General features: G+C 59.8%; 18 protein-coding genes. 11 read left to right on the top strand and 7 right to left on the bottom strand.

The features are described 5' to 3' along the window. Positions 1–28: 28 nt before the first annotated feature. The 5 genes from E6W33_RS17220 (at position 29) to E6W33_RS17200 (ending at position 5,507) form a co-directional block, all read left to right on the top strand. Entirely contained in the window at positions 29–736 is a 708-nt protein-coding gene (locus tag E6W33_RS17220; protein ID WP_136418555.1) for a histidine phosphatase family protein, read from the top strand. Position 737: 1 nt separating this feature from the next. Then, the gene (locus E6W33_RS17215) at positions 738–1,508 is read left to right on the top strand and encodes an SDR family oxidoreductase (RefSeq protein WP_136418554.1); all 771 of its coding nucleotides are present in this window, start codon (positions 738–740) and stop codon (positions 1,506–1,508) included. 142 nt (positions 1,509–1,650) lie between these two features. Then, a complete protein-coding gene (locus E6W33_RS17210; protein ID WP_136418553.1) occupies positions 1,651–2,865 on the top strand; it encodes an acyl-CoA dehydrogenase family protein in 1,215 nt (404 codons plus the stop codon). Between the two features lie 94 nt (positions 2,866–2,959). Next, the gene (locus E6W33_RS17205) at positions 2,960–3,724 is read left to right on the top strand and encodes an SDR family oxidoreductase (RefSeq protein ID WP_136418552.1); all 765 of its coding nucleotides are present in this window, start codon (positions 2,960–2,962) and stop codon (positions 3,722–3,724) included. Between the two features lie 67 nt (positions 3,725–3,791). After that, on the top strand, positions 3,792–5,507 hold the full coding sequence (locus tag E6W33_RS17200; protein WP_136418551.1) for a long-chain fatty acid--CoA ligase: 1,716 nt from the start codon (positions 3,792–3,794) through the stop codon (positions 5,505–5,507). 57 nt (positions 5,508–5,564) lie between these two features. Here E6W33_RS17200 and E6W33_RS17195 read toward each other — a convergent pair whose 3' ends face one another. Continuing rightward, positions 5,565–6,653: a beta-lactamase family protein gene (locus E6W33_RS17195; protein ID WP_136418550.1), complete on the bottom strand. Its 1,089-nt coding sequence runs from the start codon at positions 6,651–6,653 to the stop codon at positions 5,565–5,567. Between the two features lie 157 nt (positions 6,654–6,810). Here E6W33_RS17195 and E6W33_RS17190 point away from each other — a divergent pair, with 157 nt between their 5' ends. Both E6W33_RS17190 and E6W33_RS17185 read left to right on the top strand, forming a co-directional pair. Beyond that, positions 6,811–7,488, top strand: a complete 678-nt coding sequence (locus E6W33_RS17190; protein ID WP_136418549.1) for a response regulator transcription factor — start codon at positions 6,811–6,813, stop codon at positions 7,486–7,488. Next, a complete protein-coding gene (locus tag E6W33_RS17185; protein WP_136418548.1) occupies positions 7,485–8,921 on the top strand; it encodes a HAMP domain-containing sensor histidine kinase in 1,437 nt (478 codons plus the stop codon). The genes E6W33_RS17190 and E6W33_RS17185 overlap by 4 nt, the downstream gene beginning before the upstream one ends. A gap of 20 nt (positions 8,922–8,941) precedes the next feature. Here the strand turns inward: E6W33_RS17185 and E6W33_RS17180 are convergent, their stop codons facing one another. Beyond that, the gene (locus E6W33_RS17180; protein WP_136418547.1) at positions 8,942–9,904 is read right to left on the bottom strand and encodes a LysR family transcriptional regulator; all 963 of its coding nucleotides are present in this window, start codon (positions 9,902–9,904) and stop codon (positions 8,942–8,944) included. A 136-nt stretch (positions 9,905–10,040) separates the two neighbouring features. Between E6W33_RS17180 and E6W33_RS17175 the strand changes: the two genes are divergently transcribed. Together E6W33_RS17175 and E6W33_RS17170 are read left to right on the top strand one after the other, a co-directional pair. After that, positions 10,041–10,835 (top strand): HAD family hydrolase, encoded by a 795-nt coding sequence (locus tag E6W33_RS17175; RefSeq protein ID WP_136418546.1) that lies wholly within the window; start codon positions 10,041–10,043, stop codon positions 10,833–10,835. A gap of 173 nt (positions 10,836–11,008) precedes the next feature. Beyond that, positions 11,009–12,307 (top strand): NAD(P)/FAD-dependent oxidoreductase, encoded by a 1,299-nt coding sequence (locus E6W33_RS17170; RefSeq protein WP_136418545.1) that lies wholly within the window; start codon positions 11,009–11,011, stop codon positions 12,305–12,307. Here the strand turns inward: E6W33_RS17170 and E6W33_RS17165 are convergent. Beyond that, positions 12,304–12,684 (bottom strand): hypothetical protein, encoded by a 381-nt coding sequence (locus E6W33_RS17165; RefSeq protein ID WP_136418544.1) that lies wholly within the window; start codon positions 12,682–12,684, stop codon positions 12,304–12,306. The two genes, E6W33_RS17170 and E6W33_RS17165, sit on opposite strands and share 4 nt — an antisense overlap. 230 nt (positions 12,685–12,914) lie before the next feature. On the opposite strand from E6W33_RS17165, the gene E6W33_RS17160 reads away from it, so the two are divergent. Then, entirely contained in the window at positions 12,915–13,112 is a 198-nt protein-coding gene (locus tag E6W33_RS17160; protein WP_136418543.1) for a hypothetical protein, read from the top strand. Between the two features lie 43 nt (positions 13,113–13,155). Here the strand turns inward: E6W33_RS17160 and E6W33_RS17155 are convergent, their stop codons facing one another. The 4 genes from E6W33_RS17155 to E6W33_RS17140 form a co-directional block, all read right to left on the bottom strand. Further along, entirely contained in the window at positions 13,156–13,461 is a 306-nt protein-coding gene (locus E6W33_RS17155) for a YciI-like protein (protein ID WP_136418542.1), read from the bottom strand. Positions 13,462–13,682: 221 nt separating this feature from the next. Then, the gene (locus E6W33_RS17150) at positions 13,683–13,952 is read right to left on the bottom strand and encodes a GlsB/YeaQ/YmgE family stress response membrane protein (protein WP_136418541.1); all 270 of its coding nucleotides are present in this window, start codon (positions 13,950–13,952) and stop codon (positions 13,683–13,685) included. 249 nt (positions 13,953–14,201) lie between these two features. Next, positions 14,202–14,465 (bottom strand): DUF2188 domain-containing protein, encoded by a 264-nt coding sequence (locus E6W33_RS17145; protein WP_168798674.1) that lies wholly within the window; start codon positions 14,463–14,465, stop codon positions 14,202–14,204. A gap of 195 nt (positions 14,466–14,660) precedes the next feature. After that, positions 14,661–14,861 (bottom strand): CsbD family protein, encoded by a 201-nt coding sequence (locus E6W33_RS17140; protein ID WP_136418539.1) that lies wholly within the window; start codon positions 14,859–14,861, stop codon positions 14,661–14,663. A 511-nt stretch (positions 14,862–15,372) separates the two neighbouring features. On the opposite strand from E6W33_RS17140, the gene E6W33_RS17135 reads away from it, so the two are divergent. Next, positions 15,373–15,705: a hypothetical protein gene (locus E6W33_RS17135; protein ID WP_136418538.1), complete on the top strand. Its 333-nt coding sequence runs from the start codon at positions 15,373–15,375 to the stop codon at positions 15,703–15,705. The last annotated feature ends 519 nt before the right edge of the window (positions 15,706–16,224 follow it).

The raw sequence follows: 16,224 nt of genomic DNA, 5'->3' as shown, positions 1-16,224 counted from the left end.
AGATAACGCATGAGAAGGCAAGCGTACGATGGGGCAAATCTACCTGGTTCGTCACGGACAAGCATCATTCGGCAGCAAGAACTACGACCAGTTGTCAGAGCTCGGCGCCGAGCAGGCGCGCCTGTTGGGCGAGTGGTTTGCCAATTCCCATCAGAAGTTTGATCGCGTTGTCACCGGCAGCCTGAAGCGTCATCGGCAGACCGCCGATGCCTGCCTGATGGCGCTGCCGAAGGCGCTGCGCGTTGAAACCGAATGGGAACAGGATCCTGACTTCGACGAATACAACCATCATGAAGTGATGGTGCGCCATCGTCCCGACTTCGAAGACCCGGAGGCCGTCAAGCGCTTCCTGGCATCCGGCCCGAGTGCGCGCCATGCCTTCCAGGAAATGTTCGAGGCAGCCATGACGCGCTGGATGGACGGCGAATTCGACGCCGACTATGACGAGCCGTGGCCGGCGTTCAAGCAACGCTGCGTGAATGCGCTGCAGCGTCTGCTCGAAGGCGCGGACAAATCGCAAAGCATCATCGTTTTCACCTCCGGCGGAACGATTTCCGCGATCTGCCAGCATCTGCTCAAACTGCCGGACCGGCAAATGGCCGAGATGAACTGGTCGCTGGTCAATTGCGGCGTCACCAAGTTGCTGTACCGCCCGGGTCGGGTCACTCTCAGCTACCTCAATAATTATTCCCACCTTGAATGGCTGGGCCAACCGAATACCATTACTTATCGCTAACATGACAAACGCAAACCTGTTCGACCTCAGCGGAAAAATCGCACTCGTCACCGGCGCCAGCCGCGGCATCGGCGAATCGATCGCCAAGACCTTTGCCGCCTATGGCGCACATGTCATCGTTTCCAGCCGCAAGGCGGAAGCCTGCGAGACGGTGGTCGCCGCGATCCGCGAAGCAGGCGGATCGGCTGAAGCGATCGCCTGCCATATCGGCGAAATGGCGCAGATCGAAGCCATGTTCGCAGCCATCGAAAAGAAGCATGGCCGCCTCGACATTCTGGTCAACAATGCCGCGACCAATCCCTATTTCGGCCACATTCTCGATACCGACCTCGGATCGTTCCAGAAGACGGTCGACGTCAATATCCGCGGCTATTTCTTCAGCTCGGCGATCGGCGCGAAGCTGATGGCCAGGAATGGCGGCGGCAGCATCATCAATGTCGCCTCGGTCAACGGCGTCATCCCCGGCGACATGCAAGGCATTTATTCGATCACGAAGGCGGCGGTGATTTCGATGACGCATGCATTCGCGAAGGAGTGCGGCACGTCGAAAGTGCGGGTGAACGCATTGCTGCCGGGCGCGACCGACACCAAGTTCGCTTCGGCGCTGATGCATAACCCGGAAGTGCTCAACAAGCTGCTGCCGCATGTGCCGATGCGCCGCATCGCGGCTCCGGACGAAATGGCGGGAGCGGTGCTGTACTTGGCATCCGATGCGGCGAGCTATACCACCGGCACCTGCATCAATGTCGATGGCGGTTATCTGATCGGATAGGTTTAACGAAGGAAGAGAAGCAGGAGACAGCAAAAAGAAGATGGCGGCAGGGCGGGTTCGCCCGTCCTGCAAAGCCTGTCTCCTCAACAAGGATTGGCACTTAACTGTCCGTGCATGCATGCACAATTTCATGGAGCAACAAATGGACTTCGAATACAGCCCCAAAGTCAAGGAACTGCAAAAACGCCTGATCGCCTTCATGGATGAGCACATCTACCCGAACGAGGCGAATTTCTTCGGCGAGATCGAGCAAAACCGTGCCAAGGGCAATGCCTGGGTGCCCACGCGGATCATTGAAGAACTGAAGGAAAAAGCACGGGCGCAGGGCCTGTGGAACCTTTTCCTGCCGGAGTCCCATCGCGGTGCCGGCCTCACCAATCTCGAATATGCGCCCCTGTGCGAAATCATGGGCCGCGCCTTGTGGTCTGCCGAGGTGTTCAACTGCTCCGCGCCGGACACCGGCAACATGGAAACGCTGGAACGCTATGCCAGCGAAGAATTGAAGCAGCAATGGCTGGTGCCGCTGCTGGAAGGGAAGATTCGTTCCTGCTTCGCAATGACCGAGCCGGCGGTAGCGTCGTCGGATGCGACCAACATCGAATCATCGATCGTGCGCGACGGGAACGAGTATGTGATCAATGGCCGCAAATGGTGGTCGTCGGGCGCCAACGATCCGCGCTGCAAGGTGTTCATCTTCATGGGCAAGACCGACCCGAGCGCGGAGAAGCACAAGCAGCAATCGATGATCGTTGTGCCGCGCGATACCGCCGGCGTGAAGATCGTTCGTCATTTGCCGGTGTTCGGTTACGACGATGCGCCGCATGGCCACGGCGAGGTGCATTTCGAAAACGTCCGCGTGCCGGTAGCCAACATTCTGCTCGGCGAGGGCCGCGGTTTTGAAATCGCGCAGGGTCGCCTCGGGCCGGGCCGCATCCATCACTGCATGCGCCTCATCGGTTTGGCCGAGCGCGCACTGGAAGACATGTGCCGCCGCAGCCTGAAGCGCGTCGCTTTCGGCAAGCCGATCGCCGAGCAGACCGTGACGCTGGAGCGCATCGCGAACGCCCGCATCCTGATCGATCAGGCGCGCTTCCTGGTGCTGAATGCGGCCTACATGATGGACACCGTGGGCAACAAGGTCGCCGCCAAGGAAATCGCGATGATCAAGGTGGCCGCACCCAACATGGCTTGCCAAGTTATTGACTGGGCCATTCAGGCGCATGGCGGCGCCGGGGTGTCGAACGACTTCGGTCTGGCCTATTCCTACGCGCAGGCACGCACGCTGCGCCTGGCGGACGGTCCGGACGAAGTGCACCGCAACCAGATCGGCAAGATGGAACTGCGCAAGTACAAGTAAGAAGAATGGGCGGTGCCAGATCGGTCGCGACGGCTGGTCTGTCGCCTGCCTGCGGGGTTTGGGACGAACGAGACAAGTAGATCAAAGTAGATCAATGAGCGGACAAAATTTTTCGGGCAAGTCGGTGCTGGTCACCGGCGGCGCAAGCGGCATCGGGCGCGCTGCGGCACTGGCCTTTGCGCGCGAGGGTGCGCGCGTGGCGGTATCGGACGTGGACGCCGCCGGCGGCGAACAGACGGCGAGCATGATCAATCAGGCCGGCGGAAATGCGATCTTCGTCAAATGCGACGTGTCGCAGGCGGCGCAGGTCGAAGCCTTGATCGACAAGATTGTGGCCAGCTTCGGCCGGCTCGACTGCGCGTTCAACAACGCCGGAATCGAAATCGAGCATGTGCGCCTGGCCGACGCCGAGGAGGCGACCTTTGACAAGCTGATGAACGTCAACGTCAAGGGCGTGTGGCTGTGCATGAAGTACGAAATCCGCCAGATGCTCAAGCAGGGCGGCGGCGCCATCGTCAATACCGCCTCGGTGGCGGGATTGGTCGGCGCACCCTTGCAGCCGATTTATGCAGCGAGCAAGCACGCGGTGGTCGGATTGACCAAGACGGCGGCGGCCGAATACGGGCGCACCGGCATTCGCGTCAATACGGTGTGCCCGGGCATCATCCGCACGCCGATGATGGATCGTGCCATCGAGCGCGAGCCCAAGCGCGAAAAGATGATCCAGAAGGCGCATCCGATCGGGCGTCTCGGTGAAGCGGAGGAAATTGCCAATGCCGCGCTCTGGCTATGCTCGGATAGCGCGTCCTTCGTGACTGGCCATCAACTCGCGGTCGATGGAGGATTGACAGCGGTCTGATCGCTTCAGCGAAGGGATCGGGCGAGTGATGCGGTAGAACAAGAAACAGAAAAGAGGTTGTGCAAGCATGAAACGCGACATCAAGCATTTCCCCTGGATCAAATCCTATCCGCCCGGTGTGTACTGGGATGCGGAATTGCCGATCATGCCGGTGCAGCAATTGCTGGACGATGCAGCCGCGAAATGGCCCGACCGGCCGGCGCTCGATTTCATGGGACGGAAGACGAGCTATCGCGAACTGGCCGTGCTGGTCGATCGCGCCGCAAAAGGACTGCAGCAGCTCGGGGTCAGACCCGGCGTGCATGTCGGGCTCTACCTGCCGAACACACCGCACTACGTCATCAGCTTTTTCGCGGTATTGAAGGCGGGCGGTGTTGTGGTCAATTACTCGCCGCTGGATGCGGAGAAAGTGCTGGCGCATAAAGTCGAGGATAGCGAAACCGATATCCTCATCACGCTCGATCTCGCCGTGCTCTATCCGCAACTGGCAAAGCTGCTGGGCAGCACGCGCGTGAAGAAGCTGGTGGTCGGCAATATCGCCGAAATGACTTCGCATCCGGATGCGGTGCGAGCGCAGCTGCAGACGAGCGGCCAGCTGGTCGATGTGCCGGTGAACGAGGAACATGTCCGCTTTGCGCAACTGCTCGACAACGATGGCAAGTATCAGCCGTATCCCCTGAGCGATCTGAAGGAAGACATCGCGGTATTGCAGTACACCGGCGGCACGACCGGACTGCCCAAGGGTGCGATGCTCACGCATGCCAACCTGACGACCGCCTGCAGCCAGATTTACGCGGTGGTGAGTGGCGAGCCGAAAGTGCTGAACGAGGGCCAGGAGCGGCTTCTCGCGGTGCTGCCGCCGTTCCACATCTATGCGCTGACGGTCAACATGCTGTTCGGCGTGCGCCTCGGCGCAGAACTCATCCTGCATACCCGCTTCGAGCTGGATGCGGTGGTCAAGGACCTGGCGGAGAAAAAGGTCACCGTGTTCTGCGGTGTGCCGACCATGTACACCGCGATCATCAACTATCCCGTAATCGGCAAATTCGATCTCAGTTCCCTGAAGTTCTGCAATTCCGGCGGCGCGCCATTGCCGATGGAAGTGAACCAGAGCTTCCAGCATCTGACCGGCTGTTGTCTGGTCGAGGGCTGGGGCATGACCGAGACGTCGCCGACCGGGACCTTCACGCCCGTCTACGGCATGCAGAAAGTCGGTTCCTGTGGCATGCCGACGACCGGTGTCCTGCTCAAATTCGTCAGCGTTGACGACCCGTCGGTGGAAATGCCGCGCGGCGAACGCGGCGAGATGTGCATCAAGGGCGCGAACGTGATGAAGGGTTATTGGAAAAATCCGAAGGCAACCGCCGAATCGATGACGCCGGACGGCTACTTTCGCACCGGCGATGTCGGCTACATGGACGAGGACGGCTTCGTGTACATCGTGGACCGCACCAAGGACATGATCCTGTGCAGCGGGTACAACGTGTATCCGCGCAATATAGAGGAAGCGATCTACGAACATCCGTCCGTCGCCGAAGTCAGCGTGATCGGCATCCCCGATTCATACCGCGGACAGGCGCCGAAGGCATTCATCACGCTGAAGCAGGGCGCCGAGCCCTTTACGCTCGATGAACTGAAGGCCTTCCTGCGCCGCCGCCTCGGCAAGCACGAGATGGTGCAGGCGATGGAGATTCGTGCGCAGTTGCCGAAGACGCCGGTCGGCAAGTTGTCGAAGAAAGAACTGTACGACGAGGAAGCGAAAAGGCGCGAGGCACGCTCCTGAACCATTTCAGCGAAGGTCGAGTATCACCTCAACCTTCGCCGTCAGTCAGTCAGTCAGTCAGGAAGTCGCCTGCAGCGCGGCCAGAAACGCCTTCCTGATCTGCCGCCCGCATCGCGCCGAGGCGCCACCGGCCCCGGCCTCGAATCTGCTATGCCGGGACAAAATGCCGTAGTACTTGCGGTCCGGCGAAATCCAGGGATAGAAACCGAACTTGCCGGGGCTGGAATAGGCATCGACCGTGCCATTGCCGGTTTCGGATTCGACCCAATGGTTGTAGGAGTATGACCATGGTTCGTTCTGCAAGGCAGGCGGAGCGTAGACCGCTTGATCCGGACAGATTGCGGGTTGGGCGCAGACTGCATCTTCGCCCAGGTGAGAACCGATCACTAATTGCTGACGCATCACTTTACGCAGGAATTGCGCGAAGTCGGATGCGCTGGCGATGAGTCCGCCGCCAGCCAGCGGGGCGAAGGTCGAGGTGCTGAAGCCGGCACCCAATCCAAGTGTCGATTGATATTCCTGATCCAGTTGCTTGGCGGTGAAGGTATACATGCCGAGGTCGATTGCGGCCAGCTTCTGATCATGCCCGCCGTTGTAATAGAAGCGGCCTTTCGTATTTGGGTCGGGCAGGAGGGGATGTCCCCCGTTGCCGGCTTTGAAGCAGCCACCGATGGTCAGCGAGCCGATGCAATCGTTTTCGTTGAAGTCGGAATAGCCGGACAGGAAACGCAGGCCATCATGCAGCGACGGGTTGTTGCGGACTTCCTCAATGCCCTTTTTTTCAAGCACGTACGCGCCGAACACGAATTTGGATGCCGACGCGATGTTGAACCGGGTCGAGGCGGTTACCGTGCCGCCTCCGCGCGTTCCTGAGGCCACGGGAAGCTCGCTGTCAGCATCGCCGATCTCCCAATAATAATCGCCCAGCTTCGCCGGATCGCAGAGCGCGTCAGTCGAGGCGGCATTTTCTGCGGCCTTGACAGCGCTTGCCATCTTGCTCGCAGGCGCTGTCCTGACCACCTCTGTCTTTGTCGCTTCCGTGCTTGTCGTCGATGCTGTGTCAGCGCTGGAACCTCCGCCGCATGCGCAGAGCAGCACGCTCGAAGCGATTGACGTGCCGCACGCGAGCCATAATGATTTCTGCATATTGTTTCCTTTGTCGGTAATTGACGGTCCGCAAGTTGCGGTTGCCCGCATGCCCTCTGGTGTAATCTCTGTGGTGTACTTTATTTCGCAATTCTGTAATTTTTGTGGAAGATGGCGTTCGTCAAACCGCTTCCCGAACCGATTTTCGAAACGAGCAATGAACCAACCCACCCTAGTCCTGCTTGTCGAAGACGATCCACTGATTGCCAGGACGCTGTCCATGAGCCTGCGCTATGAGGGATTTGAGCTTTCTGTCGCGCCTACCGTACGCGACGCGGAGCGTTCGCTCGCGGGCGGACGGTTTGACCTGGTGATGCTTGATGTGGGCCTGCCGGATGGGAATGGAATCGATCTTTGCCGGCAGTTGCGCGCGCAGGACGAGAGCATTCCCATCCTGATGCTTTCGGCGCGTACCGATGAATCGACTGCCGCTGCTGGCATTGAAGGCGGCGCGGACGACTATGTTCGCAAACCCTACGGCGTGCGGGAATTGACGGCACGCATGAATCGCCTTCTGGCGCGCGGCCGCAGGCAACGGGATGCCGCCGGTTTTGGCCTGGTCACCATTGACTTGCAGAGGCGCGTCGCGACTGCCGCTGAAACGCCCCTGCAACTGGGGAAGAAGGAATTCGACATCCTGCTGCTGCTGGTTCGTGCGCAGGGTGACATCGTCACGCGTGAGCAGATGCTCGATATGCTCGACGATGGCGGCGCGATGTATGACCGTACGATCGATTCGCACCTGAGCCATCTTCGCAAGAAGCTCCGCGATGCGGGGGCAAGGGTGCGCATCGTTGCCGTGTACGGCGTTGGCTACCGGATCGAAAAAGAATGAATCGCTCGCTCTGGCTGCGCTTTCTTGCCATCAGCGTCGTGTTTGCGCTGCTGCTGAGCCTGCTCTATGCACGATTGATTCGCGAGATCGCCGGCGACGCAAGCGACGATGTCCAGCGCAGCATGTATCTGTTCATCGCCCGTGTCGTCGAGGAAGCGCCGTATCCGGCATCGATTCTCCGGCTCGACAGCCTTCGTTCCGAATCGCCTTCGTTGGCGCTGGATGTGTGGGTCTTGTCCGCGAGCGGCCAGGTCCTGGCCAGCAATACCGCGGCTGCGCCGCCGCAAAAACTTCTGGCACTCGGCAGGCCGGCGCGGGTGCATGATGTCCTGACGCGCGGACGCTTCTTCTCCAGCACGACGGCTTCGGCCATTGTGCGGCTCGACGCTCCGGAACCGACTTACCTCGTTGTGCGCAACGCCGGGCAATCCGGGCGGCACGTTTTCCTGACGCTTGGCATATTGTTCGTTGTGTCGGTGATCGGCGCGATTTTCCTCGGACTTTCACTCGTGCTGCTTTACCTGCGCGGCCGCTCGCGCGAAGTCAAGCAGGTCATCGCGCGCATCGAATCGGGTGATCTCGCTGCGCGATTCAAGGTCGACAGACTCGATACGATAGGCCGACTGATGCACGACTTCAACAGCATGGCTGACGAGATCGGACGCCTGGTCACGCGACTTCAGGACACCGAGCGGGCACGGCGCGAGCTGTTACAGGAACTGGGACACGACCTGCGCACGCCGATGACAAGCCTGCGGACCGCGATCGAAACACTGGCCGCGCATGGCAACGCCATGTCAGATGCGGAGCGACGTGAATTCTTCAATGTGGTGTCCAGCGAATTCGGCTACTTCAGGAAACTGGTTGACGACTTGTTCTTTATCGCGGAAATCGACGAACCGCGCTATCGGAATACGGCGGAGCTGATCGATGTCGATGCGGTCGTCAACAACGAGATCCAGAGCATGCGAAGCAGCGGGCGCGGTGAATCGAGTTCGGCTGGCGGTATTGATTTTGATGTCGCACTTAGCCAGGAAAAAACAGCATCGCGCACGGTCATTGGCGATGCTTACCTGATCGCGCGGCTGTTCCGCAACCTATTGGAAAACGCAATCAAACATGCGCGCTCGGTGGTGCGGGTGAGAACAAGGACACGGGCCGGTTTTGTCGAGATCCTTGTCGAGGACGACGGCCCGGGGATGAGCCCGGAGGCGATTGCAGCGTTCGGGCAACGCCGCAGCCGGCGCATGCTTGCGGGTCAGGGCGACTTGCGAGCATCGCTTGGACTGGGGTCGGTGATTATCAAGACCATCGTTTCTTTGCATGGCGGGCACATTGCGCTCGAAAGCGAAAAGGCCGGGAACGCCCTGCAAGGCACGCGCATCACGATTTCCTTGCCTCTGGAAGAATCAAGCTCGCCGGTGGACGCGTGAAGCTCGCGTAGCATCCGCTATCAGCGCGCCTTTTTGGCAGGTCGCAGTTTCGCCGTTTCACGAAGAAACGCACCGAGCTGGCGGCGCACGACTTCCTGCCCGTTTTCAATGACAAAATCCTGGAATGCGGCGGCGACGGTGGGAATATGCTGGTCGCTGAGATGCATGACATACCAATCGGCTTCCACCGGGTTTTCCGCCATGGGGAGCATCTTCACCAGCCCGGCTTCGAACTCCAGCGTGCATGCATGCACCGAGAGAAATGCCACGCCCAGATTGGCGACAACCATGCGCTTGATTGCCTCATTGCTGGATAATTCCGAGCCGATGCGTAGCGGATAGCCGGACTCCTTGAACAGGCGTTCGATGGTGGTGCGCGTGCCGGAACCGCGCTCGCGGACGAGCAGGTTGGCGTCCATGATGTCGGCCAGCGATACCAGCTTCTTTTTCATCAGCGGGTGGTCCGGGCTCGCAATGAATGCCATCGGGTGACGGGCAAAACGTGCGGCATTGGTGCGCAGTTCGCGTGGCGGCGTACCCATGATCGCGAGGTCGATTTCATGCTTGCTCAGCATGGCCACAATTTCATTGCGGTTTCCCACCTGCAGCTTGATGCGCACGTCGGGCCTTTCGGTGGTGAAGCGGACCAGCATCGGCGGCAACAGGTATTCCGCGGTGGTAATCGCGCCGATGCGCAAGGTGCCGCTGATGACGCCCTTGAGCGCGGCGACCTCGTCCGTGGCTTCTTCCCACAGGCGCAGGATGCGCTCCGCAAATTCAACCATGACTTCGCCCGCGGCTGTCAGCTGGATGCCGCGTCCGACCTTGCGCGTCAAGGGCGTGCCGGCGGCTTCCTCCAGCATGCGCAATTGCAGCGATACGGCAGGTTGCGTCACGTGCAATGCCTCCGCGGCGCGTGAAACGCTTTCATGGCGCGCCACCAGGAGCAAGGCCTGCAACTGCTTGAAACTGGCGTGATGCATAAGTGTTGCCTTATTAAATAACTAGAAAAATTAATTTTTCTTTTCAATAGCTTGCGCTTATATTAACAGTGAATTGATCAATATTGGCGCATCGCTTTCAGGCTGCTTTGCGCATCACTTATTCGGGCGAATTGACATGGGAATCGAAGCACTCATCCTCGGGCTGGACGGCGTCATCCTTGAAACCGAGGCGGCGCATCTGGACGCGTGCAACGAAGCCTTTGCGCGCTGCGGGCTGGGCTTGCGCTGGTCCATGGCGCAACTGCGTCAGGCTAGCAGGATCTGGGGGGCGACCAATGCGGTAGCTGCCTTGATCGACAAGCTGGGCCTGCCGGTTGCGGGCAAGGAAGCGGTTCGCCTGATGCAGGAAAAGAACATGCTGTTTCGCGACGCCGTGCTGGCGCGCCGACCCGAGCTGAATTCCGCATGCGCCGCATTGATGGAGGACGCGCTGCAGCGCGGATGCAAGCTGGCAGTCGTCACCGACATGCCGGCACAAACGGCCACGGCGCTACTGGACCGCGCGTTCGGTAATGCGGTAACCAACATGTTTGCCGCCGTGGTCAGCGGCGTCGATCTGAACGGCTCAAGCGACAATGGCCCGTGCCAGCTGGTATTGCGCACCGTGGGCGTCGATGCGGAAGCTTGCATTGCCATCGATGCCGGCGCGCCCGGCCTGCGTGCGGCGCAATGCGCGGGCATCTGGGCCATGGCGGTCGGGCCGTATGAGAAGGATATCGCGCGCATCTCCGGCGCGGACGTGTGGTGTCCGCAATGGCAGGAATTGCGCCACTGGATCAAGCCGGGAAACCCGGCCCAGTCAGGTGGCGGGCCCTGCGTCGACTTCGATACCTTGCGTGCCTTGCGTCATGGACGCCGGGTGAACCCAGCCACCTTCAAGCCGGCGGTGCCGGTCCAGCTGGCCGCCTGACAGGCTGATCAAACTCCTGCTGTGCAGTCCGATGCCGGGGCCGGCGGTGCCCGGCGTTCCGATCACGCGCGCGCGCTCCTTGCATCGAGCAAGGAGGGCTCGCGACGGCTAGCAAACAGTCACGACGCCGAGGTCGTCATGACCCGAATTTTCAATCAGTCTGGAGGCGCGAAATGGAAACTATTGTCATCGTGGGAGGAGGCGCGGGCGGACTTGAGCTTGCTACCCGTCTGGGCGACAGTGTCGGCAGGAGCGCGCGGGCCAGGATCGTTCTGGTGGACCGTTGGCCGACGCATTTCTGGAAACCGCTGCTGCATACCGTGGCGTCCGGCAAGCTTGATCCGCAAGTGCATCAGGTCGAATATTCCGCGCAGGCCGCGGAGCATGGGTTCGAGTTCATACACGGCGAAGTGCAGCGCGTGGACCGCGGCACGCGCACCATCGAGATCGGCGCATACCATGCCGATGATGGCATGCAAGTGCTGCCGCAGCGCAGCTTGCGCTACGACAGGCTGGTACTTGCCTGCGGCGCCATTACCAATTTCTTCGGCATCCCGGGTGCCGCCGAGCATTCGCTCACGCTCGATAGCGTGCACGACGCGGAATTGTTCCGCCGGCGTTTTCTGGCAAGCTGCATGCAAGCCAGCAGCCGCGGAATGGAAGGTGCGCATGCAAGCGTGAATATCGTGATCGTCGGTGGCGGTGCTACCGGTATCGAATTGGCGGCGGAGTTGTGCCACACAGTGCGCACGTTGGCCCAATACAAGGTGCATTCGCTTGATCCGGCGCAGGATGTGCGCATACGTATCATCGAACGAGGCGATCGCTTGCTGCCGCAACTCAACCCGCGGCTGTCGAAGAGGGCGGCAAGGTATTTGCGCGCGCTGGGTATCGAAGTGTGTACGTCAACGACGGTGGCGCGCGTCGATGCCGATGCGGTGCATGACACGGCCGGTGTCCGGCATGCGTCCGATATCACGCTGTGGGCGGCTGGCGTGGAAGCGCCCGACCTGTGCTTGTCGCTCCGGCTGCCGGTCAACCGGCTGAAGCAGATCTCGGTGAGTCCCAGTCTGCAGACGGTCGGCGATCCGAAGGTGTTTGCGCTTGGCGACTGTTCCAGCTATGTGTGCCCGGTCAACGGCACGGCGCTGCCGCCACGCGCGCAGGTTGCGCACCAGCAGGCGGTGTTCCTCGCCGAGGTGCTGTCGCGGCAGCAGGACGGCATACTGCCCGGCTTTCAGTACCGGGATTATGGATCGCTTGTATCGCTTGGGCCATTTGCCGCAGTCGGTGTCCTGATCGGCGGTCTGAGGGGGCGAGAAATGCTGGTCGGAGGATGGTCCGCGCGTGTGCTGTACAGCCTGATGTACCAGAGGCATGTCATGGCGCTGCATGGCTTCATCCGGATGGCGGCGCAGACGCTTGCGCACTGGATCCGCGCCAAGCTGACCCCGCCGGTCAAGCTCCATTAGCGTCCCGGCTTGCGGTCCTGGATTTCGGACGCACCGAAGCGCCGCATGATATCGGCGGCGCGCGCCTGCTGCTCGTCGTCGGTGGCATCGACAGTCAGCAGGTAGTTGCTGTACTTTTCCGGGTTGGCGTAGTCGCGCGCGTAGGTCTGGTCGAAGCTGTCGTTGGGCGTGGTGGAGGATGCGGAAAACAATCCGCTGATGCCGCCGCGCGTCGAAGGTGCATTGCCTACCGAGAAATTACCCCGCATCGCGCCCGCTTCGTCGTCCCGGGAAACGAGCTGCACGCTGTCGGCGCTGAAGCCGGCATCAAGCAACTGGTTCCGTGCGTTTTCGGCGTTCGAGAAGCTGTCGAATACCCTGATGAGCGTATTTGCCATGTCGATCTCCATACTTCCGCCAACCTTCTGAATGCCGGCCAATCAAGCCAGACGGGCACAGCCAGTCAATGTGACCCAGGCAAAATGGATAAGTGCCTTGAGCGCCTCGCCCATTTCCGTCGGGCGAGCTGACGCACGGAAAGGATGTTTGCGGCAGATCAAGCTTGCCCGCCTTGAACGGCCTACACTTGCGCCAGATTTCTCTCCACATGAACAATTCTGGACAACGCATGACGACAAGACCGGAGAACCTTTTTGAGGCGGCAAGTTACGACCTGAACAAGTTCAGGGAGCGGCGCATGGCCGAGAGACGGGCCACCCAACGCGATACGCCGGACCGCCGAATGCAGCACAACGCGGCACAGCCTCCAGCGCAGCCCGACTGTCCTCCGGACGACGCCGGGCTGAAAAAGGACGACTCGGTCTGAGCAGCCTGGTCAGCAAGCAGAGAGTGCCTGGCTGACGAATCGATCAGGCGTCTGGTCTTACCGGCGTGGTTGCGTCGTCGCCGACGACTGTCGTCCAGGGCCGTATCGACCATCGCTTCACCAAGCCATGTTGCACATAAGGATCGGCTGCAGCGAATCGCTCGACCGCCTCCGCCGAGTCGCTTTTAAACAGCAGGACTCCGGTATCCACCGGATCGGCCAGTGCGCCGGCGAGAACCAGTTCGCCGCGTTCATGTGCCTGCCAGGCGAGCTTCAAGTGCTCCGCGCGGAACGTACCTCGGCGTTCGAGATAATCGTCGCTGACTTCATAGAACAGAAAATAATGCATGCCATCGCTCCACGACAAGTTGATCAACCCAGGGGATTCATTGTAGAGATCCGCGCGGATTATTGATACCGGCAAGAAGCTGTTGCAGCGCGGTTGCGTGGCTGGAGGGGAGCAGGCGGGAAATTTCAGGAGGGGAGCAGGTGTCGTAGTGCAGGACTCCAGCAGGGATGAAGTCCTGCACTGTAGATTCGACACCCAACCAGGCTCATGCAGCCGATCCGTCAGCGCGGCGTGCCGCGACGCAGTAGATTGACGACGGCAAGCAAGACAACGGCGCCGAGGAACGATACCAGCAACGATGAAATGCTGAAGTCATTCTGATTGATGGTGCCGGTGCCGAATAGCGGCGCAAGCAGCCAACCGCCAAGCAACGCTCCGACGATACCGACCACGATGTTGAGCAACAAGCCCTGTTGCGCATCCGTACGCATCACCAGGCTGGCGAGCCACCCGAGAATACCGCCGACGACGATCCAGATAATGAAATTCATTTTTACCTCCTAAGTAAGTTGACAGACTGGCTATTTCATAGACATGGCTGCGTATGGAATGGTTCATCCCCGACTTGTCCGCGCGATTCGCTGCGATTCGTTTCTTCAGCCCCGAATGCCACAGCATCTCCCGCCTGACCACCACGTTACTGTCCCGGCCACGCTGCCTCGAGTAGTGCCGGAGCGAATGAGCCATTACACACATGAAGCCACCGGATCTACCCAATGCAAGGAACGTGCGCTGTGCGATCAACCATCGCCCGGCCGGTTCAATTCGTCTCCGGCATCGCTGCCCTGTCCCTGTATCGGGAGCAGCGAGAAGCCATCCTCGTCTTCGACCAGAACGGTGGCGTTTTCCTTTGATTTCATCAATTCCGTGGCATACGCATAGGCATCCTCCTTATCATCAAATGACGCGAGTGGCTCTTCGAAACCCTTTTCCGACACATCCCACTTACCTTTGATGCCCGGCGAAACGCAGATCACCACGGTGTCCTTTTCATCGAATCCCATATTGCTGGTCCTTGTCGGTGGGAGGCGGGTTGCGAGCCCGCCAATCCTGATTGGCCGGATTGATGGAAGACCGGGCGGTGTGCAATGCGTTGGAAGCACCTGCCAGTGCACAGGCAAGAATGCATGCATCGTCGGTTTGCTACAGGGTGAGGGGAAGCGTCATGGCGCGCGCATCAGAACCGATGCGTGCAATGCTCAGTGCAGGGTGCGCTCGAATCCCTGGATTTGCTGCTCGGCCTCATCCTTGCCGATGCCGTATGCCTCCTGGATTTTTCCGACGAGCTGATCGCGCTGTCCGTTGATCACGTCCAGTTCATCGTCGGTCAGCTTGCCCCAGCGCTCTTTCAACTTGCCTTTGAACTGTGTCCAGTTGCCTGCAACGGTATCCCAATTCATGACAATCTCCTTTTTCACAAGTAAAGAATGCTTCTTTGGTGCTGCGAGGGGAGGTGCAAATCCTGTGCCCGTGACTGGGCGCGCTAAAAGATGGAGGTCACGACGTTTTGGCAATGCTTTCTTGTAAATGTTCCAAGCGGCTTTGAAAACAATACAGCGCGATGCAAAGAGTCGGAGTTGCGCAAAGTGAACGAACCGGGAAGTTGATAGGCCGCAAATAACAGCCCACTATTGCTTTGCATGATGGATAGACAACATGGCTGGCAAGTTTCATCGGCGGAAGACGCCGGGAAGAATTCGCCGGATCAGGGAGGCAGACACGCCGTGGCAGAGCTCAAGCGATGCTTGCTGCAAGCCAACACACGGCTTGGCTCGGCGGAAATCCGGCCTCGACTAGGGCTATCGTAACAATTTGTGAACAATTTCTGATGCGGCGGGAAACTTAATTGAGGTCAAGGTGTCATTTGTTACACCTAAGTACGATGTTTTTTATATATTTCAGGAGCCAATCATGACCGAACACGCGCTATCCGGGCAGGAAACTTATGATCCGAACCGATTGCTGGACACGCTGCTCGAAAAAATGAATTTGAAGAACGATGCAGCCCTCTCGCGCATGCTCGAAGTCGCCCCGCCGGTCATCAGCAAGATCCGGCACCGGAGACTGCCGATCGGCGCATCCTTGCTGATCCGCATGCATGAGACCACCGGCATGAGCATTCGCGAACTGCGCGATTTGATGGGCGATCGCCGCACCAAGTACCGCCTGAGCGACGCCCAAGGCAAACCGAAGCCGACCGAGGTTGCCCCGGCTGGCGGAGGTCAGCCTACGCACTTTCACTGAGGATCAAACTCCGTCCGAGCCGAAATCCTGATACTCCGCAGGAAATTCCCTCGGATGTCGGTAGAAATGCGCTTCCTGGTTCCTGCGCGGAGCCAGGAGGCGTGCTCTGCCTTCTGCAACAGAACGCGGAAGAGCTGACGCAATCGACCCGTCCGCAGCCCTTCCGGGTGGGTCGGCTGCGCTCTTCATCGCTCATCACCCTCGCCAGTCTCCTCGTTGGCCGCCACCCTCTATCTGGTCGCCCGCTCCGCTTCATTCTGAGGCGGCCGGCGCCGCCGCGGGGACGTCGCGCATTCATTCAAATTTTGACAAGGCCGGTGTCGTTCGCATGCAACGACGCCCGCCGTGGCAGCTGTTTGCCTGCCGGGGCGGAGGAGAGGACTGGCGTTGCCGGCTTCCCGGCGCTTCCGCAGCGCATAAATTGGCCCCACAAAGTATCTGTAGGCCGTTTACTTATGCTTCCATATCAAATTTTCCTGACTGGCGTCATGGATTTAATTGTTCGGTGCTAATATTCTG

The organism is Herbaspirillum sp. ST 5-3 (assembly GCF_004804275.1).
Taxonomy (GTDB): domain Bacteria; phylum Pseudomonadota; class Gammaproteobacteria; order Burkholderiales; family Burkholderiaceae_D; genus Noviherbaspirillum.
Note: the sequence above shows the minus strand (reverse complement) of the source record. Positions and strands in the feature narration are given on the sequence as shown.